Here is a 24,922-nt window from a genome sequence, read left to right as displayed (position 1 = left end):
CGGGCCCCCGTCAATTCCTTTGAGTTTCAGCCTTGCGGCCGTACTCCCCAGGCGGAGTGCTTAATGCGTTAGCTGCAGCACTAAAGGGCGGAAACCCTCTAACACTTAGCACTCATCGTTTACGGCGTGGACTACCAGGGTATCTAATCCTGTTTGCTCCCCACGCTTTCGCGCCTCAGTGTCAGTTACAGACCAGAAAGTCGCCTTCGCCACTGGTGTTCCTCCAAATCTCTACGCATTTCACCGCTACACTTGGAATTCCACTTTCCTCTTCTGCACTCAAGTTCCCCAGTTTCCAATGACCCTCCACGGTTGAGCCGTGGGCTTTCACATCAGACTTAAAGAACCACCTGCGCGCGCTTTACGCCCAATAATTCCGGACAACGCTTGCCACCTACGTATTACCGCGGCTGCTGGCACGTAGTTAGCCGTGGCTTTCTGGTTAGGTACCGTCAAGGTACCAGCAGTTACTCTGGTACTTGTTCTTCCCTAACAACAGAACTTTACGACCCGAAGGCCTTCTTCGTTCACGCGGCGTTGCTCCGTCAGACTTTCGTCCATTGCGGAAGATTCCCTACTGCTGCCTCCCGTAGGAGTCTGGGCCGTGTCTCAGTCCCAGTGTGGCCGATCACCCTCTCAGGTCGGCTACGCATCGTCGCCTTGGTGAGCCATTACCTCACCAACTAGCTAATGCGCCGCGGGCCCATCTATAAGTGACAGCGTAAACCGTCTTTCCATCTTCTCTCATGCGAGAAAAGAACGTATCCGGTATTAGCTCCGGTTTCCCGAAGTTATCCCAGTCTTATAGGCAGGTTGCCCACGTGTTACTCACCCGTCCGCCGCTAATCTCAGGGAGCAAGCTCCCGTCGATTCGCTCGACTTGCATGTATTAGGCACGCCGCCAGCGTTCGTCCTGAGCCAGGATCAAACTCTCCGAAGAAATGTTTGACTTGCTCATTTGCTTTTTTGGTAGTGTGTGCTCACTTAAAATTTAACGTTGGCGCTTTGTTTTGTTCAGTTTTCAAAGAGCAATTTTCGTTGTCGTTTACCTCGTAAGCGACTTTTACATCTTATCATGTTTTCAACTTCATTGTCAACATGTTTTTTTATTTTTTTAAGTTGTTTTCGTTTTGATGAAGCTGCGAAAGCTGATGTCCCGCAGCGACATGTATTAATATAACACCTATATTATTAATGGTCAACAATAAAATTGCATTTTTTTAAAAGTTTTTTGATACCCTATAAAACCGATGATATACCTCGTGCCCTTTTGTCTCCGCTTTGATGACGTCGATTACCTTCTTCTCTATCAAATATTCCAATAAAACACCTAGGTCCACTGAATAAAACTTCACTTCAGTATGCTCCATTAGCTCCGCAATCGTCCACGGGTCTTCTTTCGTCCCCATTATTTCAACCAAATGCTGTGAACCCGCATTCGTCCGAGAATAAATAAGAAACTCACTCGCAAGGAATAGAAGCTCCAATCTTTTTTCGAGAGTTTCCTCACTGCTGATCAATTCTTTATACAACTTGAAGATTTCAGGTTCCATATGCTTCACTTGGTTCCAGACCGTAACCTCCGGATAAAAGCCTTGTTCAATTATTTCCAAACGGGCCAAGTGATGCAGGGAATGAACGATATGGTTGTATGCCTCAAGATGATGGCCTTTTTCAAAGAAGCTTTTCCCATCCATGTACCTGCGAATTAACTTTGCAAATTCCATCCCCATCTTTAACTTCCTTCCATAGAAGGGGAACTCACGGATTTCGGTTTTCAAACGGTCCAAATATTCATTCCGGTCAAAAAGGACTTTCCCGTTATATATCCAGTCAATCACTTTTCGGTTCGTGCCTAATAGAAGCCATTCTTTTAACTGGTCTTCCTTTACGATATGCAAGGCTGCCTTTTTATCCTGATAAGTGTAATGTTTTAAAAACACGGCCTCTTCGGCTTCGTCTGCAATTACAAAAAGGATGTAGTCAAATGTATCGGTGATTGCGCTATTATCATCTCTTTTTTCTATTAACAAGATTCCAAGTGTAGATTTTAAACTTGCTCGCTCTTGATAAATCGGGCGAAGGATATCTTCCATCATAAATTCCTCCAAAACCTTTTTTTTTTAGATTTTCGACAAAACTCTTCAAATTCCTGCTTATTTCCCTTACCCCAAACTATTTCAATCCAAAAGTAATATGTATCCTTTATTTCTTTTTTGTTCCATCCATTGTTTATGTTATAGTTAAAGTTATATTTTAGGAGGGACAATCCATGGCTAAATATTCTAGCAAAATCAATAAAATACGTACTTTTGCTTTGAGTTTGATTTTCATTGGCTTTATCGTAATGTACCTTGGACTTTTCTTCAAAACGAATCCTGTTGTCATGACGATTTTCATGGGGCTGGGCCTTTTATTCATCATCGCAAGCACAGGGGTTTATTTTTGGATTGGAATGCTTTCTACAAAATCGATCCAGGTTGTCTGCCCTAACTGCAGCAAACCCACAAAAATACTAGGGCGTGTAGATATTTGCATGCATTGTGAAGAACCATTGACACTTGACAAAAAGTTGGAAGGCGAAGAATTCAACGAAAAATATAACCGAAAAAGCCTGCATGACTAGAGGAATTCCGCTAGCTGAATTCCCTTTCAAGAAGTCTTTAACAATTGTATCATTTCTTGATAACATGAAAAAAAGTTCCAACCAAGTGGAGGAACTTTTTTTAATGCGATTCTTTTTTCGCACAATCCGTACAGTCGCCGTAAATCTCCATCCGATGGTGACTAACATTGAAACCGGTGACTTGTGCAGCGAAATGCTCGACTTCATCCAATGCAGGATAATCGAAATCTACAATTTTCCCGCAAGTTTGGCAAATTACATGATAATGATTCGTCGTCACAAAATCAAACCTTGCTGAAGAATCACCATACGTAAGTTCTTTTACCAAACCAACCTCACGGAACACACGCAGATTGTTATAAACCGTTGCCACGCTCATATTCGGAAACTTGCCTTCCAGCGCTTTATATATATCATCAGCGGTGGGGTGGGACATGGAGTTTATCAAATACTCAAGTATCGCATGGCGTTGAGGAGTTATTCTTACACCGGTATCTTTTAAGGAATCCAACGCTTCTTTTAACTGAACTTCAGACACCGTCATCCACCTCTTTTTCTCATTAAGTATGAATTCTTAAATTATAATATTTATAAATAGTGTACCTTTTATGCGTTGAATTTGTCAATAATTCAATGGCTTAACCATTCTTTTTTAGTTTATTCATGAACACAATGAATCTATACCATTACTGCTTTGAGTTTAGTATCCCCTAGATAAGTCGATTACGTTGGTGAAGTCATTTCCAGCTTTCAGGTATTCACGCATGTTTTTTTCGAAAATGGCAAAGGTTCTTGGTAGATATTCTCCGCTTTTACTTGATAGATGCGGTGTGACTGTGACATTCTCCATCCTCCAAAACGGATGCCCTTTTCCCAAAGGCTCCGGGTCAAATACATCCAAGATGGCATGAGAGAACTCCCCGGCGTCCAGGGCTTCGATCATCACTTCATCGTTAATCAGGTCTCCGCGGCCAATATTCACGAAAACTGCAGATTCTTTCATTGCTTTAAAGTGCTCTTTTTCCAGAAGGCCCTTCGTTTCATCCGTACTTGGCAGGACGGATACGATATAATCGGCTCCCGCTATGGCTTCCAATAAATTATCCAGAGTATAAAGGTGATCGATGGATTCCACTGGCTTCCCGCTCCGGTTCACTCCCATCGTCGTCATCCCAAAGGCTTTCCCAAGACGAGCCACCTCCCCTCCAATTGCACCGGCACCAATAACGAGCATAGTCTTGCCATTCAATTCCCCTACTTCAATCTTTCTATCCCACAATTCTTCCTTTTCATTCTTGATAAGCATTTTCAATTTCTTTTCATATTGCAAAAGCATCCCTATCGTATACTCGGCCATCGGGATTTTATGAATGCCTCTTGCGTTTGTCACCAGAATGCCACGTTCCTCAATGGCTTTAAATGGCATTAATTCCATCCCTGCACTCATGACCATGATCCATTTCAAGTTCGCCGCTTTCCCAATGATTTCTTCAGTTAAGTCTTCACCATATGTAATTAGGATTTCCGCTTCACGAAGCGGCCCATCCGTCCATCCTTTTTGATAAATTAAGTTCAAATCTGGAAAAGCTTCCATCATCTTCGTTTGGATGCCTTCATTCGGAATGACAGTCGAAAGTATTAACATGTTTATCTCTCCCTTTTAATTAACATAAAAAAAAAACACGGGCTCTATGTGTCCCGCGCAACTTTCTCTGAGGAGGTATTCCCTTAATAAAGCATATTCAGGTGTCCCCTTTTTGAGTTGGACAAAAGCCTTACCCTTATTAAAAAAGGCTTTATTTTAAACAATTTGGGTTTAATGCATGTAATTCCGGCAAAATGAAATCGCCATCCCTTCTGATCGGAACGTCGTCAAAATAGATGTCACCGCCCCCATATTCCGGACGCTGGATCAAGACCATATCCCAATGTATCGATGAACGATTTCCATTATCCGCTTCTTCATAGGAGAGCCCAATAGCCAAGTGCAGACTCCCGCTTATTTTCTCATCGAACAATATATCGTCCATAGGTTCCAATATATATGGATTGATTCCAATTGCGAACTCCCCTATAAACCGGGACCCTTCATCAATATTCAGAATTTGGTTCATTTCTGAGTCACGATTGGAAGTTGCTTTAATGATTTTTCCCTTTTCAAAGTTTAATTCTATGTCACTAAAGGTGATTCCTTCATAGGTTGTGGGTGTGTTAAAGGATATCCTTCCATTGAGACTATCTTTTATAGGTGCCGTAAACACTTCCCCATCCGGTAAATTCTTTTTTCCGGCACATATGATGGCCGGCATACCTTTAATGGAAAAGGTCAAATCTGTTCCTGGTGAAACGATCCTGACTTTGTCAGTCCGTTCCATCAATTGTTTTAATGGTTTCAAGGCCGCCTCCATTTTCCCGTAATCCATGGTGCAGACGTTCAACAGAAAGTTTTGGTACGTGTTGAAGGGCATGCCGGCTTTTTGCGCTGATGCGTTGGTGGGATAATTAAGTAAGACCCAACGTCGGTTGTTTACATAGAAAAGAGTGGGGGAATTCATGGCCTCCCCCTGAAGACGGTGCCTCTCGATGGGAACATCAGTCATTTCCACTTCGTTTTCTTCCCCAGTGATGATGATGACTGCATCGATATCTGTATATTTCTTCAGAGCCCATTGCGAAGATGTGTCAAGTTGTTCCTTCACATTCCCTTGTAACAGGTGGCGGCTTATCTCATCGTCTTCGAGTTCTACATATGGATAAGCACCCACTCTGTAAATTTCATCAATCAGCTCTTTCAATAATGGTTTCGTGTTAATATGCCCCCGTATGAGGATTCTCTCTTTTGGCTGTATTTGTATCGAATGATGAATCAGCCTGGCTGCAAGCTTCGTTATTCGCTCATCCTTCATCTGCCTGTCCCTTATTTTTCGAGGTCACGAAGAGTTTCAAGAGCTTCTTCGACGTGGCCTTTGACTTTTACTTTACGCCATTCTTTGACTATCTTACCAGCCTTATCTATCAGGAAAGTTGAACGTTCAATGCCCATATACTCCTTGCCAAAGTTCTTTTTCAATTGCCAAACATCAAATGATTCAGCCGCTTCATGATTTTCGTCAGCCAGCAGCAGAAAAGGCAATCCATGCTTTTCGATGAACTTTTCATGACGTGCCGCTGGATCTGGGCTGATACCAATGATGACCGCGTCCAATTCCTCGAATTGCTCATTATGGTCCCGGAAATCACAGGCCTCCGTCGTGCAACCTGGCGTCATGTCTTTTGGATAAAAATATAAAACAATGTTTTTCCCCTTAAAATCCGATAGGGAAACCATTTCACCATTGTTTGCAGGGAGTTTGAAATCAGGTGCTTTTGCTCCAATTTTAACAGTCATATTGAACCCTCCATTTCCTTCATTATGGTAAGAGTACCCAATAATCGAAAGAAACACAACTTTCATTTATTCCTCCTATCATTCTGTTCCAGATCGATAACTGTCCGAATCACGAACGCTGCCGGTAGTGTATACCCGATGAAAGCCTGAATGGTAGCTATCATCCTGCCCATGCCAATCGGGGCTATATCTCCATACCCTACAGAAAACATCGTCATCGCACTAAAGTAAAAGGAAGTCTTCAACTGTTCATAGAAAGTGCCATCCAGCCGATTGCCCATATCAAGAATCACCGAATGATTCTGAAGCTCGTATAATAAATAAATCAGTGCGAACCCAACCAATATCGTCGCATATAAATTGCCAAGCCACAGCATATCCTCCAGAGAAAACTTCTTTCCTCCCGACTCAACAAGAAATAACGTACGAATGCTCATCACCATGCAAAAAATGATTCCTGCAATCAAGATGTAGAAAGTCATCCCCAACGCCCCATTTCAATACGCCACTCCCTCTATACATACTCCCTGTCCAAACAATATATTCTTTTTTAGGAACAGACCTTATCCTCATCACCCACACACTCAAAAAAACGGATTCTTTTCCCGAATCTCATGTTGACCCTTTTGGTCGGATATGTTAAGATTGTCTAAATTTTTATAATAGTTTTTATTTTAAAAATTTTAGACTTGTAAACAGTTTATAAAGGCAGGTTTTGTAAAATTTCATATGTGGAAATAGGTTCCTAATTATTAATTAGGATTAAAAGGGAAGTCCGGTGTAATTCCGGCACGGTCCCGCCACTGTAATGGGAGTGTTAGCGCCATCCAATATGCCACTGATCAACGGATCGGGAAGGCCCGCCGCTAATGATAATCCCTAAGTCAGGAGACCTGCCTATTTCAACAACACTGTTTTAACCTACGGGAGATAGGGAGGTGTTAGGGACCTTATAATTGTAAGGGGCATTCTGAATGCCTCTTATTTTAAGCATTTCTAACTTTCTCTTTTGACGGTTAGGGATGCTTTTTTTATTGTTCAATAATATGAATTGGGAGGATGGGAATTTTGAAAAGCAGTAGTTTGGGTTACCCTCGAATCGGGGAAGATCGTGAATGGAAACGTACATTGGAAGCTTACTGGTCAGGTAAAATCGATGAAGCGGAATTTACGGCACAACTAAAAGCAATCCGTTTAGGCAACTTACAAAAACAGAAGCAACGGGGCATTGATATCATTCCTGTCAACGACTTCACTTTCTATGATCAAATGCTCGACATGTCCGTCATGTTCGGTCTTGTTCCTGAACGTTATTCAGCCTATGAAGGCGGTAGAGTTCCTCTTTCCGTATATTATTCAATGGCTCGCGGAAACAATAATGAAGTCGCTTCCGAAATGACGAAATGGTTCAATACGAACTATCACTATATTGTCCCTGAATTAAAACTGCCACAGCTGACTTTAACAGAAAATAAACCACTTGCAGCATACCGGGAAGCCAAGGAAAAGCTAGGGATTGAAACGAAGCCCGTATTGATCGGACCTTATACCTTCATCTCCCTTTCCAAAGGCTTCAATAAACAAGAGATCCCTGGCATCATCCTGAGCTTCCTTCCCCTATACACGCAAATCCTGCGGGAGTTGGAGCAAGAAGGAGTGAAATGGGTACAAATGGATGAACCTGCTCTTGTTTCATCCATTTCCAAAGATGATATGCAAACTGTTACTTACCTCTATGAAAAGCTGAATGAAGCAGCACCGAACCTGAACATCATGCTACAAACATACTTTGATGCCGTGGAACACTACCAAGAAGTCATCGAATTAAAAGTCCAAGGAATCGGTCTTGATTTTGTACATGATAAAGGGAGGAATCTAAGTAATCTTGAAGCATTCGGCTTCCCGAAGGACAAAGTACTTGCTGCAGGTGTGATTGACGGAAAAAACATTTGGCTATCTGATTTATCGAAAAAAATTCAATTGATCGAGACTCTTAAGAAAAAGGTAGCCGAAGACCAAATCTGGCTTCAGCCCTCTTGTTCCCTGCTTCATGTCCCAGTGACCGTTCGTAATGAATCCGCCCTTTCAAAAGAAGTGAAACAGGCCCTTGCTTTCGCTGACGAGAAACTTGAGGAAATCACACTCTTGGTCAAAGGGAATAATCAAGGCTTTGAAGCAATCGCCGAAAAAGTCGATGCCAATAAAATTACGGTTCAAACGTTAGCAAGTTCAAATGCACGGAATCATGGGGCTGTACGATCGAAAGTCGAAAAGGTTAAAACCAGGACTGCCGGCCGTCAAATTCCATTTAAAGAGCGTTACCAAAAACAACAGGAATTTTTCAAATTGCCTTTCCTTCCTTCGACTACGATCGGTAGCTTTCCGCAGACACTTGAAGTTAAACAAGCACGCGGGAAATTCAAAAAAGGAGATTGGACCGCTCAGCAATATGAAACATTCGTTAACGAAGAAATCGGCAAATGGATCGAAATCCAAGAAGAAATCGGTTTGGATGTTCTCGTTCACGGGGAATTCGAACGGACGGATATGGTTGAATACTTCGGCCATAAGTTGGGCGGATTCATCTTTCTGGAAAAGGGTTGGGTCCAATCCTATGGATCCCGCTGCGTAAAACCACCAGTCATCTATGGCGACATCCATTTCATCGAACCGATGACAGTCAAGGAAAGTGTTTACGCACAATCACTGACGAAGAAGACGGTAAAAGGAATGCTTACAGGTCCTGTTACGATTTTGAATTGGTCATTTGTCCGTGATGATATTTCCAGGGAGAATGTTTGTTATCAGCTGGCGCTCGCTTTGGAAAAGGAAGTCATTGCATTGGAATCTGCTGGAATTAAAATGATTCAGGTTGATGAGCCTGCACTTAGAGAAGGTCTGCCATTGAAAAAAAGCGATCGCGACGAGTATTTGAACTGGGCTGTAAATTCATTCTTGATATCCACATCAAGCGTGGAGGAAACAACCCAAATCCATACGCATATGTGCTATTGCGACTTCAACAGTTTCATGGATGTCATCTCCTCCCTCGATGCCGATGTAATTTCCATCGAAACATCTCGTAGTCATGGGGAGCTTGCTTCCGCATTCGAGGAAAAAACATATGAAAAAGGCATTGGCCTGGGTGTGTATGATATTCACAGCCCGCGTGTGCCGGCAGTGGAAGAAATGGTCGATATGATTGAACGGGGCATCAAGGTATTGGATAAAGACCAGTTTTGGATCAATCCCGACTGCGGCCTGAAAACAAGGGGTATCCCGGAAACCGTCGCTTCCCTGAAAAACATGGTCGAAGCAGCAAGAATCGTCCGTGAAAACCTTTTGGCCAAACCAACAGGCCTATGATGGAAAAGAATGTGGCCCATCCAACACAGCAATCACGGACTTTTTTAACCGACCTTGTTTTTCCACCGGATACAAATCATCACAATACCATCTTTGGCGGAAAAGTAATGGCCTATGTTGATAAAATAGCCTGCATTTCAGCTATGCGCCATTGTCGAAAACCCGTTGTGACTGCTTCAAGCGACTCTTTTGATTTTTTGGCCCCCATCAAGACAGGGGATGCGATCAACCTTGAAGCTTATGTCACCTGTGCTCATCGCACATCAATGGAGGTATTCGTGAAAGTGGAGCGTGAGAACCTATTAACAGGTGAAAAACAGCTTACAGCACGCGCTTTTTTAACGATGCTGGCCATTGATGAAGACGGTAAGCCGACAAAAGTACCTCAGGTCATTCCGGAAACGGAAGAGGAAAAGCAGCAATATGTTGAAGCACAAGCAAGATATATTGAAAGAAAGAAAAAAAGGAACTAAACAAAAACCCCTTCAACATGAATGCTGTTGAAGGGGTTTTTTTAGTTCCCTGCCCCGCGGTACCTCTTCACTCCCTGATTCCATATGAAAACGGATATCACGAAAAAGGCGACCCCGATTACAGGTGTGGCAAATGCATATGCATACCACTCTTCTTTTCTTAGGAAATAAGATGCCGGATAGACACCAACAAACGCGAATGGCAGCACCCACGTAAGGACAAAACGGATGACCTTATTATAAATATCAACTGGATAGCGCCCGTAGTTCCCGATATTGTACATCATTGGCATGATGGATGTTTTCGCATCCGACCAGAACCCGATACTAGCTATCGCAACGAATATGGCTGCATAAGCAAGGGCCCCTCCTATTGCAAAAATGATGAAAAGAATCGGGTCATACCACGCAAGCTGAAGATCCAATGAAATCCCCGAATAGAATATAATGATCAAACCGGTCACAACACCAAATAACGCTTCTAGCTCGATTCTTTCTAAAATAACTTGAAAGAGGCTATGTATCGGCCTTGTTAATATCCGATCCATTTCACCTTTGACGATATAGCGGTCATTAAAATCCCAGATGTTGAAAAAGGCAGAAAAAAGGGCAAACGGGATGAGGAAGAATCCATAAATGAATATGATTTCTTCACGGCTCCAGCCGTTTAAAAATTGGGTATGCCCAAAAACGACTAAGATAAATACCAGATTCACGACCTGATTCAGCAGGTCAGATAGGATTTCCATGAAGAAATCGGCTCTATATTGCAATCTGGTTTTCATATATTGACTCACATATTGAAAAAACATCGATACATAAAACATCCCGTCAACCTCCTTGAATAATCAGCTGTTTTTTTGCGACTATCCATAAAAGCTGAATCGGTATTATGAGAATGATGCACCAAATTAACTGTTGTAAAAGCGCCATGGCAATTTCGCCTGAACTGTACCCGTTCGTAAAAATCATGCTTGGTACATAGCTGATCCCTTGAAAGGGTAGATATTTCATCACTTCCTGCGCCCATACCGGATAGAAACTGATGGGCAGCAGCAGACCGGAAAATAAATCAATGATAACCCTTTTAGCCCGGATCAATCCGGCATTATTATATAAGAAAAAGGTAGTGATTCCCGTCAATAAGTTAATTTGTGTATTGATGATGAAACTGAACAGCAAGGAAATGCCGAACATCCCCCATGTAGCCGGCTCGTGCGGCAATTCGATAGGAAAAATGAAAGCTACCAGCAGCATTCCTGGAATCGAGAAGAAGAAGAAACGGAATATCCCTTCCCCAAGTCCTTGCATCGTTTTCATGCCTAAATAGTTATACGGCCGGATCATTTCAATGGCTACCTTGCCGTCTTTAATTTCAGTGGCGATTTCGCGGTCAATATTATTGAAATAAAAAGCGCGCGCCATCCATGCAACCGCGACATAGGTTGTCATCTGCATACTTGATAGTCCTTCGATGGAGCTTTTCTCTCCATATATCGCATTCCATAAGAAATAATAGGCACCGATATTGATGCTATAAATTAAAATGCCGGTATAATAATCCGTTCGATACGCAAGCATCATCAAAAAACGCATGCGGATCATTGCAAGATACTTTCCCATGGCCCTCCCCCTTCTTGATAGACACGTTGTTTCTTAATGATAAGAGAGTCAGACAGTGCCTTCTTCGTAAATGTTGCGAACAATCTCTTCAATGGACGTTTCATGGATTTTGATGTCCTTTATTTTAAAATGAGATACAACAGCCGAAACAAGCTGTGAAATATGATCATTTTCTTCTTTCAATAAGGCAATGTATGTTTGATCTTTCTCATCATAAACCCAGTTAGCAGTAAATGGGAGCGCCAATGATTGCAATTCCTTCAATGCGATCGGCTCGATGAATTGAAAATGGATCTGTTTTTCCTCAGCCCAGTTATCTTTCAAACTCTGTAATTCCCCATCATAAATGATCTGTCCTTCATCAAGCATGATTACGCGCTCACATAATGCTTCAATGTCACCTAAATCATGGGTTGTCAAAAGGATCGTCGTATTATATTTCTCATTTATTTCTTTCAGGAACTCACGAATCTTCATTTTCACGAGTACATCAAGTCCAATCGTCGGCTCATCCAAGAACAGCAAAGGCGGATTGTGGATCAATGCTGCCGCAAGCTCGCAGCGCATTCGCTGACCAAGTGAGAGCTTACGCACTGGCTTGTCCAGCAAAGGTCCGATATCGAGCGTCTTGATGACATGTTCCATATGATCGTTATATTGTTCATCCGTTACCTTATAGACCTTTTTTAGCAGCCTAAAGGATTCTTGAACTGCAATATCCCACCAAAGCTGTGAGCGCTGACCGAATACGACTCCGATTGTCTGAGTGAACTTTTCCCTTTCTTTATGTGGATTCATTCCATTGACCGTGATTTCACCTGCTGTCGGTTCCAAAATACCTGTCAGCATTTTGATCGTGGTCGATTTCCCTGCACCATTTTCCCCGATATAAGCTACCATCTCACCCTTTTTTACAGTAAAATTGATATCATTGACGGCAGGGACGATTTTATAATTTCTGGTAAGTAAATCCCGGAAGGCCCCCTTTAACCCTGTACGGCTTGATGCCGACTTAAATTCCTTCCGAAGCTGTTTCACTTGAATTGCATCACTCATCCTGTTACATCCTCCGTAATCTCTTGTCCTAATGAATTAGTTTATCCAACCTACCCTTTTTAGACAATAAAAATGCTTGGATGCCCAATACCATTTTCAGGGCGAAAAGATCGTTGTATCAGACACATATATAAAGGAGACGAGTATGCTATGAATATCAAAAAATTATTACTATCACAAATTGAAAAGGTCGTTTTCGACCTTCGATATGACTTCCTTTATGAAGATGAGTACGGGGAATTATTATGCCAGGTCATCCAAAGGGATTCCAGCGGGTCGATTGAAAGCACCCCCATCAGTTTCCATCTTTGCATTAATGAAGAGAAAGGGACCGGCCAACTAATCTATTACCACGCCCAGGGCGAAATGAACCGTCAATCATTCGACATCGAAAACCCAGAAACCATCTTGGCCATCCTTACTTTCATAACCGGATTTTTAGGATCCTCCCCCATTTCGCAAACAAAATGAAGTCCCTGAATCCTGATGTTCTAGGGGTGCAGTGCTTCCATGAGGGGACGAATCACATTTCCTAGCCTTCGACCCAGATTTACGGACGGAAAAGTGCTATGATTAAGAGGAAATATGTTTATATTTTTTAGGAGGTTTTAAGATTGGATTTTAGTAATTCGGAGCTTTTACATAAAGAGGCATTGGAACATATCGTTGGCGGGGTTAACAGTCCATCCCGTTCTTACAAAGCTGTAGGAGGCGGTTCACCTGTTGCGATGGATCATGCCAAGGGTGCTTATTTCTGGGATGTTGACGGCAATAAATATATCGATTATTTAGCTGCATATGGCCCGATCATCACAGGTCATGCGCATCCACATATTACGGAGGCTATCGTTAAAGCTGCAGAAACGGGCGTTTTATACGGCACTCCGACAAAACATGAAGTCAAGTTTGCCAAAATGTTGAAAGAAGCCATACCATCCATGGATAAAGTCCGCTTCACCAATTCAGGAACCGAGTCCGTCATGTCCACCATCCGCGTTGCCCGCGCTTACACAGGACGGGATAAGATCATCAAGTTTGCAGGCTGTTACCACGGACACTCCGACCTTGTTCTCGTCGCTGCAGGTTCCGGCCCGTCCACTTTAGGTACACCGGACTCTGCCGGCGTTCCAAAAAGCATCGCACAAGAAGTCATCACGGTACCTTTCAATGATATCAAGTCATTTAAAGAAGCACTGGATAAATGGGGCAATGAAATTGCTGGCGTTCTGGTTGAACCGATCGTCGGCAACTTCGGAATCGTGGAACCAAGCCCTGGCTTCTTGGAAGAAGTCATTTCATTATCTCACGAAGCCGGATCACTCGTAATTTTCGACGAGGTCATCACAGCATTCCGCTTCATGTATGGAGGGGCACAGGACTACTTGGGAATTCAACCCGATTTGACCGCGCTCGGAAAAATCATCGGGGGCGGGCTTCCTATTGGAGCCTATGGCGGTAAAAAAGAAATCATGGATTCTGTCGCCCCGCTGGGACCAGCCTATCAAGCGGGTACAATGGCAGGAAATCCAGCTTCCATGCTTTCCGGGATCGCTTGCTTAGAAGTGCTTAAAGAAGACGGGCTGTATGACGAGCTTGACCGGCTGGGGAAAATCCTTGAAGAAGGCATCCTGAAAGCGGCTCGCCAATATAATGTACCGATCACCATCAACCGCCTTAAAGGAGCGCTGACGATTTATTTCACGACAGAAAAAATTGAAAACTATGAGCAGGCGGAAAATACGGATGGCGAAATGTTCGCTAAGTTCTTCAAACTCATGCTCAACCAGGGAATCAATTTGGCACCGTCAAAATACGAAGCCTGGTTCTTGACAATTGCTCACACGGATGACGATATCGCTTATACTCTAAAAGCGGTTGAACATGCATTCAAAAACCTAATATAATAAATCGAATCAGCATAATTATTCATTTTTTATACACCCTCAGGATGTACATCTATCTTGGGGGTTTCTTATTTCCATGTAATAAATCTTTAATATTGGCATTTTAGGCCACTTTCCACCTAAATCCCATCAATCACAGCATCCATCCCATTGTATAAAAAATTGATTTCTGAATATTTAAATGATATGATATGGATACATTTATACACTTTCTTTCAATCTATCAAAACTTGGACTATTGTTCGGGTTTACTAATATTTCCCCCACTAAACACATGCTACAGGAGGTGAAAGGCAGAGAATAAGGGTAACCTTATTCATGCCACATTTATGGCCCAACAATGGACACCTGCTACATTCAAGGAATTTCACAAGGAAGAACATGATGCCTGCGGTATCGTTTCCTGCATCGAAAAAAAGAAAATCCCTACTAACGAAAACATCTTTGCCTGTATCGACGCCCTGGTTAAAATGAACCATCGCTGTGGCTTCATCAATGGTGAGGGCGATGGCGCCGGCATCCATATCGATATTCCCCGGGCTCTTTGGAAAAAGAAGCTTGAAGCGGTAAATGTCGATTCAAGCATCGTCGATCAAGATTCCTTCATAGTCGCCCACTTATTTTTAAGCAAAAAAACAGAAGCTAACGACTTAAAAATCGAAGTCAAGGAGAAACTGCTCCAGCATGGTCTCTCATTGATATTCGAAACGGATAAAGCCTACCGTTCCGAGGCATTGGGACCGATTGCCATTCAAGAAGACCCAGTGTTCTGGCAATTTGCCTGTACCTCCACCATCAATAATGACCAGGAGCTTTCAAATGTTCTTTTTGAGCTGACTTCCGACATCGAAAAAAGTGATTTCATCCATGTTGCATCTTTAAGCCAGCATCATGCGGTATACAAAGTGATGGGCGCGGGGGATACGCTCCCTGCCTATTATCTTGATCTTGCTGACCCTTTGGCTGCCTCCACCATGACACTGGGACATAATCGTTTTTCAACTAATACCCTCTCAAGCTTCTTCCGGGTCCAGCCTTTCAGTGTACTTGGTCATAATGGCGAAATCAATACCATCGCCAAATTGCGTGATGAAGCGAAAATGATTGGAGTTCCCATCGCTAAAGATGGAAGCGACTCACAGGATTTAAACAAGACGATCGAGACTTTCATCTGCCGTCATGGCTACTCTTTATTTGAAGCTGTCGATCTTATGTTCCCGCCAATCATCAACGAAATCAAGGAGTATCCAGAGCATTTACAAGACTTATATACGTATTTAAGGGAAGCATGGGGTCATTTTGCACAAGGTCCGGCAGGCATCATCTCCCGTTTCGGCGATGAAGCCGTGTTCTCTGTCGACTCTTTAGGCTTGCGCCCACTATGGAATATAGAAACGGAATCATCCTATATGTTCACTTCCGAACCGGGAATCATCCCTTCCAGTGAATATACCGGAGATCCGAAACCGATGGGTCCTGGGGAAAAAATCGGTTTGAAATGGAACGGCGACCGTATTGAATTGTACACATACAAGGATTACCAGGATAAAGTATTTGAACTCTTCAATGATCGTTTTGTCCTTTCCAATGACCGAGTCCGCTTACAGTCCCAAGTTTTTGAAAAGGTTACCTCCATGACAAACACGCAAGCCATTCATAATGGTCAATATAAAGCCTTTGGGTGGGAAAGGGAGCATGTACAATTAGTGGAACAGATGGCCGAAAAAGGCGCTGAGCCCATTCGTTCACTTGGTCACGATGCGCCACTGGCAGCACTTAATCCCCAAAGGACCAACATCGCTGATTTCATCAAGGAAAGTGTGGCCGTTGTAACTAACCCAGCGATCGACCGTGACCGGGAAACCGAGCACTTCTCAACAAGAACCATCATCGGAAAACGTCCTTCCCTATTCGAAGCGAATAAGGCAGGAAATGTCACGGAGCTGCTGACTCCTTTATTGATTGAAGGGTCAACGGGTTATGAGTGCTCGTCAATCGTATCGCAGCCAAGCTATGATCAGTTCATTAAATATTACCAAGATCAAAAACTCGTGCACTTCATTTCAAGCACGTTCAAAGAGGATGAAAACATCAAAGATGCCTTGACCAGGATAACGGATGAAAGTGTCAATGCAGTGGATGAAGGAAAAACGCTGCTTGTTCTGGATGATGCCCTTGCCCATCAAAACGGCAACCTTTGGCTTGATCCCCACCTTGTCACTTCAGCCGTCGACCAAGCATTGGTCCGCACAGGCAAGCGCCGTGATTGTTCCATCCTTTTACGTTCAGCATCGTTAAGGTCACTGCATGATATCATCGTTTCTTATGGTCTAGGGGCCAACTTAATCAGCCCCTATTATATGTTCCTTTCTTTATCTTCAGATGACATCAAGGGGGTTACCAATCTATATAACTCCTTGACGAAAGGGCTTGAGAAAGTCATCTCCACCATTGGCATTCATGAGCTGCGCGGCTATGGAAGACTTTTCTCAAGCATCGGTTTACATGAGGAAATCGCGGAATATTTAAATGTGGCTAACTTCTTCGGATCGAATGATCTGGACTATAATTTTGATAAAATCAAGGCAGATGCCATTCAGCGGGCGGAAGATTACGCCAATGAAAAAGAACGTATGGGTAAGACCTTCCATCTGTTCCCCAGGATTTGGAAGTCTATCGGGGAAGTTGCTTCAACCGGGGAGTATGATGCTTATCGCGAGAAGATCACCGAACAGGAAGAATCCAATCCTACGACGATCCGCCACTTGACATCATTAAAAACTTCAGATGTTTCCATCCCTTCTGAAGAAGTCAGTCTTTCGGTCGGCGAACAGGAATTGCCGTTCGTCATAGCATCCATGTCCTTTGGATCACAAAATGAGATTGCCTTCCGTGCCTATGCGGAAGCTGCCGAGAGGTTAGGCATGATCAGCATGAATGGTGAAGGCGGGGAAATAAAGGATATGCTGGGCAAGTACCCGAAATCCCGCGGCCAGCAAATAGCTTCCGGCCGTTTCGGTGTCAATGCAGAACTCTTGAACTCTTCAAATCTATTGGAAATTAAAATTGGGCAAGGGGCAAAACCTGGTGAAGGCGGTCACCTTCCCGGTTCCAAGGTCACAGCGAAAATCGCGGAAGCCCGAAATGCAACAATCGGTTCCGATTTGATCTCCCCTTCCAATAACCATGATATATACTCAATTGAAGATTTGGCCCAAATGATCCATGAGCTAAAAACGGCAAATGACAAAGCGAAAGTTGCTGTCAAAGTACCAGTCGTTCCAAACATCGGCACGATTGCTGTCGGCGTCGCAAAAGCGGGGGCCGATATCATAACGCTGTCCGGTTTTGATGGCGGAACGGGTGCTGCCAGGATCCATGCACTCGCACATGTCGGTCTACCAGTTGAAATTGGTGTGAAAGCGGCCCATAATGCGCTGCTTGAGTCAGGTATCCGACAGAATGTTGAAATTTGGGCTGACGGTGGGCTAAAAAGCTCAATGGATGTATTAAAGGTAATGCTCCTTGGTGCAAACCGTGTAGGTTTTGGTACCCTTTCGATGATTGCCGTCGGCTGTACAACGTGCCGCGGATGTCACCTTGATACTTGCCATGTGGGAATCGCCACCCAAATTGAATCGGAAGCGCAGGCGAAAGAACATGGGCTGCGCCGTTTTGTTCCACGAAAATTCGATTTAGCCGTTCAAGGATTAACGAATATGTTCAGTGCATTTGCAAAAGAACTTAAATCTTTGACCGGATCACTTGGGGTGAAGAATCTTCAGGAAATCGTCGGACGTTCCGATTTGCTCCAGCAAGTTAAAGGTCAACAATCATTGGATTTAACCTATTTATTAAAAAACCTGGATATTACTCCGTTCTCCCATAAAGAAACGGCGGCATATTTGAATGAAGGCTCCATGCAGGTAGCCGTTGGCGCTGAATATCTTGATTCGCATGTAGATGATCTGCAGCAATCCCGCAGCTATAACTCGATCACTTCCGAGCAGCGTGTACTCGGCAGCAGGGTGTCCTGTCACCGCGTTAGGGGCAGATTGGATGGATCATACAAAAAACTTCCTCCCGTTCACCTATCCTACCAGGATGGTTCCATCCCGGGCAATGGACTTGGGGCATACAATACGGAGGGAATTTCAATCAGCGTGAATGGCGGTGCCCAGGATGGCATTGGCAAAACATCGATTGGCGGTAATATTGCCATCTTTAAATCTCCAGGAAAAGATGGGAAGTTCTACAATGGCTCCGTTGGTAAGGGCTTTGGTTACGGTGCACAGCATGGTCTCCTCATTGCCCAAGGCGATGCCGATGCCAGGGCGGGAATCCGGCTTTCCGGAGCGGATATGATCATTGGGGGATTATTAAAACAACCGCTTCCTGAAAAGGAAAACGGTAATATTGCGGTAACTTCCAATATTAAGGGATTCGCTTTTGAATACATGACAAATGGAAGAGGTTTAGTTCTGGGTGATCCCGGTCCATGGATTTGCGCAGGGATGACAGGCGGTGTCGTTTATTTACGGCAACAGCCCGAATCCGGATTAACCAAAGAGGTCATTAAGAAGCGGGTTGCGAAAGGGGCAAAGATTTCCATTGAGCCCCTATCCGAAAAAGGCCTGCAGGATGTGGCCGAACTTCTGGGCAAATACACGGCCCTCTTGAAGGATCATGGTCAACCCGAAGAAGCGGCCTTTTTAGAGACACTGCTTCAAAATCCTGGGGAGCACTTCCTTCAGGTCGTTCCAGTTAAAGAACAGGCGGATCCTGCCGTATCCACGGAGTGATGCCAAAAGTATATAAAAAAGGCTGGTGCTCTTCAATTCGAGCATCAGCCTTTTCCAGTCATATACCTCTGGGATAGTCTTTAAACGATGGAAAACATAGTTGAAAGGCTCAAGAAATTGCCTATCGTTTCTTTATATATTAAACTTGATTTTAGCAACCCTTAGGAAAATCCTGTATATTACTTTTTGTTTACATCTTCTTTTTTTAGTGTAAAGTACTAACAAATAAGTTAGAATACAACTTTAGGCAAAAGTCTATATATAAATAGAGTCTTTTCGTACCACGTTCCATTACAACACAAAGAAAGGATTAACCCATATATGAAGTTTGGTGCCCGCATTCTCAAAACAGGAATAGCAATTGTTTTAGCGCTTTATCTATCGGAACTGCTTAATCTTCCTGCTCCTGTCCTTTCTGGGATTGCTGCAATTTTTGCAATACAGCCGACCATTTACCGTTCATATCAAACGGTGTTGGAGCAAATTCAAGGAAATATCATCGGAGCATTGGTTGCTGTCTCCTTTGTTTTGTTGTTCGGAAATGATATTTTTATAATCGGTCTTGCCGTAATGGTTGTCATAACCATCAATTTAAAACTGAAAATGGATAAAACGATTGTCCTTTCTATCGTGACGGCCATTGCCATCATGGAAAGCCATGACGGGGAATTCCTGAATTTTGCCTTTATTCGTCTCTCATCCGTTTTGCTTGGTATCATTTCTTCGTTCATCGTGAATCTGGTTTTCATTCCTCCAAAGTACGAAGCAAAGCTTTATGCACGCATTACAGATGTAACGGAAGACATCTTGAAATGGATCAGAATCAGCACAAGGCACGCTACAGAACACACTTTATTGAAAAAAGACATCAGCCGATTGAAGGCGGAGTTACTCGATCTGGAACAGATCTATTCCATGTACAAAGAGGAACGGGAATATTTCAAGAAGAACAGTGTGGCTAAAGCAAGAAAGCTTGTCGTTTATCGTCAGATGATCATAACGACAAAAAAAGCGTTTGAAACCTTGAAGAGAGTCCATAAATTCGAGAATGAAGTATATCAAATGCCTGAAGATTTCCAACGGAGCATCTTACAGCAGCTTGATTCCTTGATCCGCAAGCATGAACAGTTGATATTACTGCATATCGAAAAAATCAAGGCCATCGACGAAATTGAAGATTGGGACCAGGATTGTCTAAGTCGTAAAGAGCTGCTCGCCCACTTTTTCGAACAGCAAAATCAAGTGGACGAAATGCATGATAATCTGGGCCATCTCTCTGCCCGCCTTGTACCATTGATTTCCGCAGTCATAGAATATGACGAACAATTGGAACATCTTGAAAAGCTGATCGTCAGCTTCCAGTCCTTCCATAAGGAAGATAACGAATTATCTGTCCAGTATGTAGAAGATTAAAAAAAGACGGTTCCCGGGAACCGTCTTTTTTCGTCTCTATTTCGAGCAGGCCCCTCATTCAATTATCCAAAAGGTTCTTATCAGCAGCCTTTTCAATCGTATCCAATTTATGCAAAAGATCCTGCAGCTCATCTTCTGAGAATGAGTTGAAGTTCTTGCCCATCAATTGGTTATGATCCGCAAGGACTCTCCCCAAAATAGCTTCCCCTGCCTCTTTCAATTCAAGATTGATGACCCTGCGATCCTTTTCAGAGGGCTGCCGTTTCACATAATCCATTTCGACGAGCTTATCTACAAATACGGTAATCGCACTTGGCTTTACTGTTAAGAAGTCAGCCAGCTTGGTCGATTTGATCGACCCCTCTTTTTTCAAAATCAATAATATGAAAAACTGAGGCGACGTTAATCCATAAGGCTGAAGATTTTTTGCTACGATGGCCCTAAGCTTCTTCCTAATCCGAAAAATCTGCATTTCTATACTATTAGTTACTTCCCATTTGAATTCCAGCCTTCTCACTCCTTATATAGGACAATCCTACCTCTTAAATTTAATTAAATGCCATTCCATTGTCAAATTTACTTTCCATATATCCTTAAAACTAAAAAAAATTCAAATTTTTACTATTCAACTGTATTTATTTCCCATTATTATTCAGAATATTTTACATGACAAAAAATAATTAAACTGGTAAACTCTTTACTTATAATATTAATACTTACAAAAATTAATATTTATTAAAATTAATAAATAAACATAAGAATAGGAGGCGATATCATTTCTGGCTAATGAACGTTAATCAAAGGGAATACATCATCAATATTTTTGGAGGCGAAACAAGTGAATAGAGGACGTTTAGTTTTAATCAATGTCATTGGTTTGGTTATTATAGTAGCGGTATTAGCCGGTGGGGCTTATTACTATTATGAAAGCACGAATTTCATTAAAACGGATGAAGCGAAAGTGTCGGGAGAACTATATACCATCGTTGCCCCCGCTGCCGGTAAATTAGCGGATTGGGACTTGCACGAAGGAGACAGTGTAAGTAAGAATGACCAAGTTGCCAATGTAACCACTTTAGATGGAAAAGAAGCAGTAAAAACCGCAGCACAAGGTACAATCGTTAAAACACAAGTGCATGATGAGCAGCTTGTTCAAGCGGGTCAAACGCTTGCTCAGACCATCAATATGGATGACCTGTCCATAACGGCTAATATTGAGGAAAATAAATTGAAGGATATCGAAAAAGGTGACAGCGTCGATATTATCATCGATGGAGATCCCGATACTGTTTTCGAAGGTACATTGGAACAGATCGGTTATGCCACAACGTCTGTCTTTTCAGTGATGGGCAATCAAAACAGCAGCGGGAACTATACGAAAGTCACTCAAAAAGTACCAGTTAAAATCTCCATTAAAGCACCATCCGATAAAGTTCTGCCTGGAATGAACGCAGAAGTGAAAATTTCAACTAAATAAACCAGCTACACAGTTATACAGAAAGGAGGCTTTTCAATAAATGGCTTCTCAAACCATCTCAGTAAATGAAAACAAGGGAATGAAACAGTTTGCCCCCATGTTAATTATCTTAATGCTAGGTTTGTTCATGGTCATTTTGAATCAAACTCTGCTTAGTGTCGCCATGCCGAGGATGATGGCAGAATTCAATGTAGCTGCGACTACGATTCAATGGTTATCAACTGGATTCATGCTCGTGAACGGTGCCTTGATCCCACTGTCCGCTTTCTTAATAGAACGGTTTGGCACGCGGGTTTTATTCCTTGCTGCCATGTTTCTATTCACTGTCGGGACATTCATCTGCGGGATTGCACCTAATTTCCCCGTCATCCTTACAGGCCGGCTGATCCAGGCGGCTGGCGGCGGGATTCTCCAGCCATTGGTCATGACGATTATCCTTTTCATCTTCCCTCCGGAAATGCGCGGGAAAGGAATGGGGATATTCGGACTTGCCATTATGTTTGCCCCTGCCATCGGCCCGACTTTATCAGGTTGGGTCATTCAGGAATATAGCTGGCGGGTGATGTTCTACGCAATGGTGCCATTAGGCATTATCGTAATAATACTTGCCCTTCTAAGCATGCATAATGTAGCAGAACCAAAGAAAATCAAATTGGATTTATTGGGCGCCTCTTTATCCTTGCTAGGTGTTGCATCATTACTATACGGTGTCAGTGAAGCAGGATCCAAAGGCTGGACGGATTCACTCGTTCTGGGAACGATCATCATCGGGCTGACCCTATTGACCCTATTTGTGGTTCAACAGCTAAAATCGGAAACTCCTATGCTCGACTTCCGTGTATTCAAGTATGACATGTTCGTATTATCGAATATCATTTCCGCCATCGTCACAGTGGCCATGTTCACCGGGATATTCTTATTGCCAATATATTTGCAGACCTTAAGAGGCTTCACACCAGTTCAATCCGGTCTATTGATGTTACCCGGAGCACTTGTGATGATGGTGATGTCGCCCATTTCAGGAGCATTATTTGACAAAATCGGTCCTCGTCCATTAGCACTTTTTGGTTTAGCGATCACTGCAGTCACAACCTTCGAATTTGCTAATTTGACTACGGAAACGTCCTATTCGACTTTGGTCATCATCTATGCCATCCGTGCACTAGGAATGTCTTTACTGATGATGCCGATCATGACAGCTGGGATGAACCAGCTTCCTAAGCATTTGAATACCCATGGTACGGCAATGAGCAATACGCTGAAACAAGTTACCGGAGCCATTGGTACGAGTTTCGTGACGACCATTTATACTACCCGTGCTTCATTCCATGGAACTGCTTTAGGAACGGAAATGAGTACGAGTGATCCCGGTTTTGTTCAGAATTACCAAACAATCGTCCAATCCATCATGAGTTCGATGAATCAAACTAGTGAACAGGCACAGGAAACTGCCATGTCGCTGATTTCTTCCCAAATCCAGGGCCAAGCAAATGTAATGGGAATCAATGATGCATTCTTTTGGGCAACAGGCTTCGCAATTGCCGGTATCGTTCTCTCACTGTTTTTGCGTGACGTTCGGAAGGACAAAGCAATGAAAAAAGCTAAACAGGAACATTTGGATGTACCTTTGCTTCCTTCACCAGTAAAAAAATCGGTTTAACTAAATGGGGGAATAAAAATGAAGATCTATGTTGTTTACGACAGTGAAGGCAACCATACGAAAGCACTTGCCGAATCAATAGCTCAAGGAGCCTCTTCGGTTCCTGGGGCTGAGGTTCTCATTGACCATGTTAACGAGGCGGATGTTTATAAGCTTCAGGAAATGGATGCAATCATTTGGGGCTGTCCCGGTCATTTCGGCACCATCAGTTCGAGTTTGAAAACATGGATTGATAAACTTGGTTATCTATGGGCGGAGGGTGCGCTGATCAATAAAGTGGGGGCAGTATTCTGTACGACGGCCACCGTACACGGCGGACTCGAGGCTACCATGCTGAACTTAATCACACCAATGCTTCATCAAGGCATGATCATTGTGGGCTTACCCGGCACTGTTCCGGAAAACGCCTTATACGGTTCCTACTATGGAGTAGGGATAAGCTGTCCGCCCGGTGTAGATGACAACATCACCAAAAATGACTTGCAGCTTGGAGAAGCATTAGGAAAACGGGTAGCCCATGTCACACGTTCATTCATAAACGAGCTCTAGGAGGCTTGATTCAATGGGCATAATTCTAATTATCATCGTTGCCATAATAGCGGTTACGGGCTTGATCACATTCAATATCAAAGCCCTATCACCTGAAGATAAGCCGCCGGGTGTCGAGGAAGAGAACTCATTGGAAGAGTCCTCTATCTCTTCGGCAGATGATTCCGTTACCGAAATCATCTCCCCAACAGACAATGATGAATTGAAAATGAAAGATCAGGATTATCGTTTGGCTCTTTCCAAGCTTCACAATCAAAAGCCAAATGATGAGCCAACTGCAGAAAAAAAGCCTAATCTTCGCAAAATGAAAGACGCGGAATATCGTGGTACTTTGGAAGACTTCCAGGAAAATCGTGACTGAAACACATCCCCCCATTAGGCTATTCGCCTCTTTTTGGGTTTTCAATTACTATGTATGAAAGGAACATTTCCGACCTCCGCCGCCGCCTTTAGCTTAAAGATCGACTGCTGGTTTAACTTATTTTTCTGGTTGACAACTATTCACAAAGACTTTAAGCTAAGGTAATGCAACACAAACATTTTTTTAAACTCAACTTTTGTTGAGAGACGGAATTTTAAAAGGAT

General features: G+C 43.1%; 21 protein-coding genes, 1 rRNA gene and 1 riboswitch. Of the genes, 11 read left to right on the top strand and 11 right to left on the bottom strand.

Annotation, left to right across the window (positions count from 1 at the left end; genetic code table 11):
• Positions 1-940 (bottom strand): 16S ribosomal RNA (locus ACFVSH_RS04650); the annotation flags it as partial.
• A 280-nt stretch (positions 941-1,220) separates the two neighbouring features.
• Positions 1,221-2,096 (bottom strand): nucleotidyltransferase-like protein, encoded by an 876-nt coding sequence (locus ACFVSH_RS04645; RefSeq protein ID WP_387705079.1) that lies wholly within the window; start codon positions 2,094-2,096, stop codon positions 1,221-1,223.
• Positions 2,097-2,272: 176 nt separating this feature from the next.
• On the opposite strand from ACFVSH_RS04645, the gene ACFVSH_RS04640 reads away from it, so the two are divergent.
• Complete coding sequence (locus ACFVSH_RS04640; RefSeq protein ID WP_076371179.1) at positions 2,273-2,626, top strand: YgzB family protein; 354 nt, start codon at positions 2,273-2,275, stop codon at positions 2,624-2,626.
• Positions 2,627-2,726: 100 nt separating this feature from the next.
• Here ACFVSH_RS04640 and perR read toward each other — a convergent pair whose 3' ends face one another.
• From perR to ACFVSH_RS04615, 5 genes are all read right to left on the bottom strand, one after another.
• Positions 2,727-3,170, bottom strand: coding sequence for a peroxide-responsive transcriptional repressor PerR (perR, locus tag ACFVSH_RS04635; RefSeq protein WP_260287948.1), 444 nt, complete (start codon positions 3,168-3,170; stop codon positions 2,727-2,729).
• A 156-nt stretch (positions 3,171-3,326) separates the two neighbouring features.
• Positions 3,327-4,271 (bottom strand): D-2-hydroxyacid dehydrogenase, encoded by a 945-nt coding sequence (locus ACFVSH_RS04630; RefSeq protein WP_387705077.1) that lies wholly within the window; start codon positions 4,269-4,271, stop codon positions 3,327-3,329.
• 151 nt (positions 4,272-4,422) lie between these two features.
• A complete protein-coding gene (locus ACFVSH_RS04625; protein WP_387604502.1) occupies positions 4,423-5,532 on the bottom strand; it encodes an aminopeptidase in 1,110 nt (369 codons plus the stop codon).
• Between the two features lie 11 nt (positions 5,533-5,543).
• Positions 5,544-6,014 (bottom strand): thioredoxin-dependent thiol peroxidase, encoded by a 471-nt coding sequence (gene bcp, locus ACFVSH_RS04620; RefSeq protein WP_387604636.1) that lies wholly within the window; start codon positions 6,012-6,014, stop codon positions 5,544-5,546.
• Between the two features lie 62 nt (positions 6,015-6,076).
• Positions 6,077-6,496 carry an ion channel gene (locus ACFVSH_RS04615; RefSeq protein ID WP_387604504.1) on the bottom strand — a complete coding sequence of 140 codons (420 nt, stop codon included), beginning with the start codon at positions 6,494-6,496 and terminating at the stop codon, positions 6,077-6,079.
• Between the two features lie 240 nt (positions 6,497-6,736).
• A riboswitch (cobalamin riboswitch) is annotated at positions 6,737-6,929 on the top strand.
• A 144-nt stretch (positions 6,930-7,073) separates the two neighbouring features.
• Here ACFVSH_RS04615 and metE point away from each other — a divergent pair.
• Both metE and ACFVSH_RS04605 read left to right on the top strand, forming a co-directional pair.
• A complete protein-coding gene (gene metE / locus ACFVSH_RS04610) occupies positions 7,074-9,380 on the top strand; it encodes a 5-methyltetrahydropteroyltriglutamate--homocysteine S-methyltransferase (RefSeq protein WP_387705075.1) in 2,307 nt (768 codons plus the stop codon).
• Complete coding sequence (locus tag ACFVSH_RS04605; RefSeq protein WP_387604508.1) at positions 9,380-9,853, top strand: acyl-CoA thioesterase; 474 nt, start codon at positions 9,380-9,382, stop codon at positions 9,851-9,853. The genes metE and ACFVSH_RS04605 overlap by 1 nt, the downstream gene beginning before the upstream one ends.
• Positions 9,854-9,894: 41 nt before the next feature.
• On the opposite strand, the gene ACFVSH_RS04600 is transcribed toward ACFVSH_RS04605, so the two are convergent.
• The 3 genes from ACFVSH_RS04600 to ACFVSH_RS04590 are packed head-to-tail and all read right to left on the bottom strand — an operon-like array spanning position 9,895 to position 12,532.
• Positions 9,895-10,680, bottom strand: coding sequence for an ABC transporter permease (locus ACFVSH_RS04600; protein WP_387604510.1), 786 nt, complete (start codon positions 10,678-10,680; stop codon positions 9,895-9,897).
• 4 nt (positions 10,681-10,684) lie between these two features.
• Positions 10,685-11,476, bottom strand: a complete 792-nt coding sequence (locus ACFVSH_RS04595) for an ABC transporter permease (protein WP_098370625.1) — start codon at positions 11,474-11,476, stop codon at positions 10,685-10,687.
• 48 nt (positions 11,477-11,524) lie between these two features.
• Complete coding sequence (locus tag ACFVSH_RS04590) at positions 11,525-12,532, bottom strand: ABC transporter ATP-binding protein (protein ID WP_342615108.1); 1,008 nt, start codon at positions 12,530-12,532, stop codon at positions 11,525-11,527.
• 150 nt (positions 12,533-12,682) lie between these two features.
• Here ACFVSH_RS04590 and ACFVSH_RS04585 point away from each other — a divergent pair, with 150 nt between their 5' ends.
• The 4 genes from ACFVSH_RS04585 to ACFVSH_RS04570 all read left to right on the top strand — a co-directional run bounded on the left by ACFVSH_RS04585 (position 12,683) and on the right by ACFVSH_RS04570 (position 20,651).
• Positions 12,683-13,003, top strand: coding sequence for a hypothetical protein (locus tag ACFVSH_RS04585; protein ID WP_387705073.1), 321 nt, complete (start codon positions 12,683-12,685; stop codon positions 13,001-13,003).
• 143 nt (positions 13,004-13,146) lie between these two features.
• Positions 13,147-14,436 (top strand): glutamate-1-semialdehyde 2,1-aminomutase, encoded by a 1,290-nt coding sequence (locus tag ACFVSH_RS04580; protein WP_342615107.1) that lies wholly within the window; start codon positions 13,147-13,149, stop codon positions 14,434-14,436.
• A 329-nt stretch (positions 14,437-14,765) separates the two neighbouring features.
• Complete coding sequence (locus ACFVSH_RS04575; RefSeq protein WP_387604514.1) at positions 14,766-19,238, top strand: glutamate synthase-related protein; 4,473 nt, start codon at positions 14,766-14,768, stop codon at positions 19,236-19,238.
• A gap of 321 nt (positions 19,239-19,559) precedes the next feature.
• Positions 19,560-20,651, top strand: a complete 1,092-nt coding sequence (locus tag ACFVSH_RS04570; RefSeq protein ID WP_387604516.1) for an FUSC family protein — start codon at positions 19,560-19,562, stop codon at positions 20,649-20,651.
• 58 nt (positions 20,652-20,709) lie between these two features.
• Here ACFVSH_RS04570 and ACFVSH_RS04565 read toward each other — a convergent pair whose 3' ends face one another.
• Complete coding sequence (locus ACFVSH_RS04565) at positions 20,710-21,168, bottom strand: MarR family winged helix-turn-helix transcriptional regulator (RefSeq protein ID WP_260287935.1); 459 nt, start codon at positions 21,166-21,168, stop codon at positions 20,710-20,712.
• 321 nt (positions 21,169-21,489) lie between these two features.
• On the opposite strand from ACFVSH_RS04565, the gene ACFVSH_RS04560 reads away from it, so the two are divergent.
• Genes ACFVSH_RS04560 through ACFVSH_RS04545 form a run of 4 tightly spaced genes read left to right on the top strand, consistent with a single transcriptional unit; the run spans position 21,490 to position 24,698 of the window.
• On the top strand, positions 21,490-22,128 hold the full coding sequence (locus tag ACFVSH_RS04560) for a biotin/lipoyl-containing protein (RefSeq protein WP_098370619.1): 639 nt from the start codon (positions 21,490-21,492) through the stop codon (positions 22,126-22,128).
• Positions 22,129-22,168: 40 nt separating this feature from the next.
• Positions 22,169-23,788, top strand: a complete 1,620-nt coding sequence (locus ACFVSH_RS04555; RefSeq protein WP_260287933.1) for a DHA2 family efflux MFS transporter permease subunit — start codon at positions 22,169-22,171, stop codon at positions 23,786-23,788.
• An 18-nt stretch (positions 23,789-23,806) separates the two neighbouring features.
• On the top strand, positions 23,807-24,337 hold the full coding sequence (locus tag ACFVSH_RS04550) for an NAD(P)H-dependent oxidoreductase (RefSeq protein ID WP_387604519.1): 531 nt from the start codon (positions 23,807-23,809) through the stop codon (positions 24,335-24,337).
• A gap of 13 nt (positions 24,338-24,350) precedes the next feature.
• On the top strand, positions 24,351-24,698 hold the full coding sequence (locus tag ACFVSH_RS04545; RefSeq protein ID WP_260287931.1) for a hypothetical protein: 348 nt from the start codon (positions 24,351-24,353) through the stop codon (positions 24,696-24,698).
• Positions 24,699-24,922: the final 224 nt, after the last annotated feature.

Origin of the sequence: Peribacillus sp. NPDC058002, from assembly GCF_042886655.1 — a bacterium.
Taxonomy (GTDB): domain Bacteria; phylum Bacillota; class Bacilli; order Bacillales; family DSM-1321; genus Peribacillus; species Peribacillus aracenensis.
This window is presented reverse-complemented; position numbering and strand designations above follow the sequence as displayed.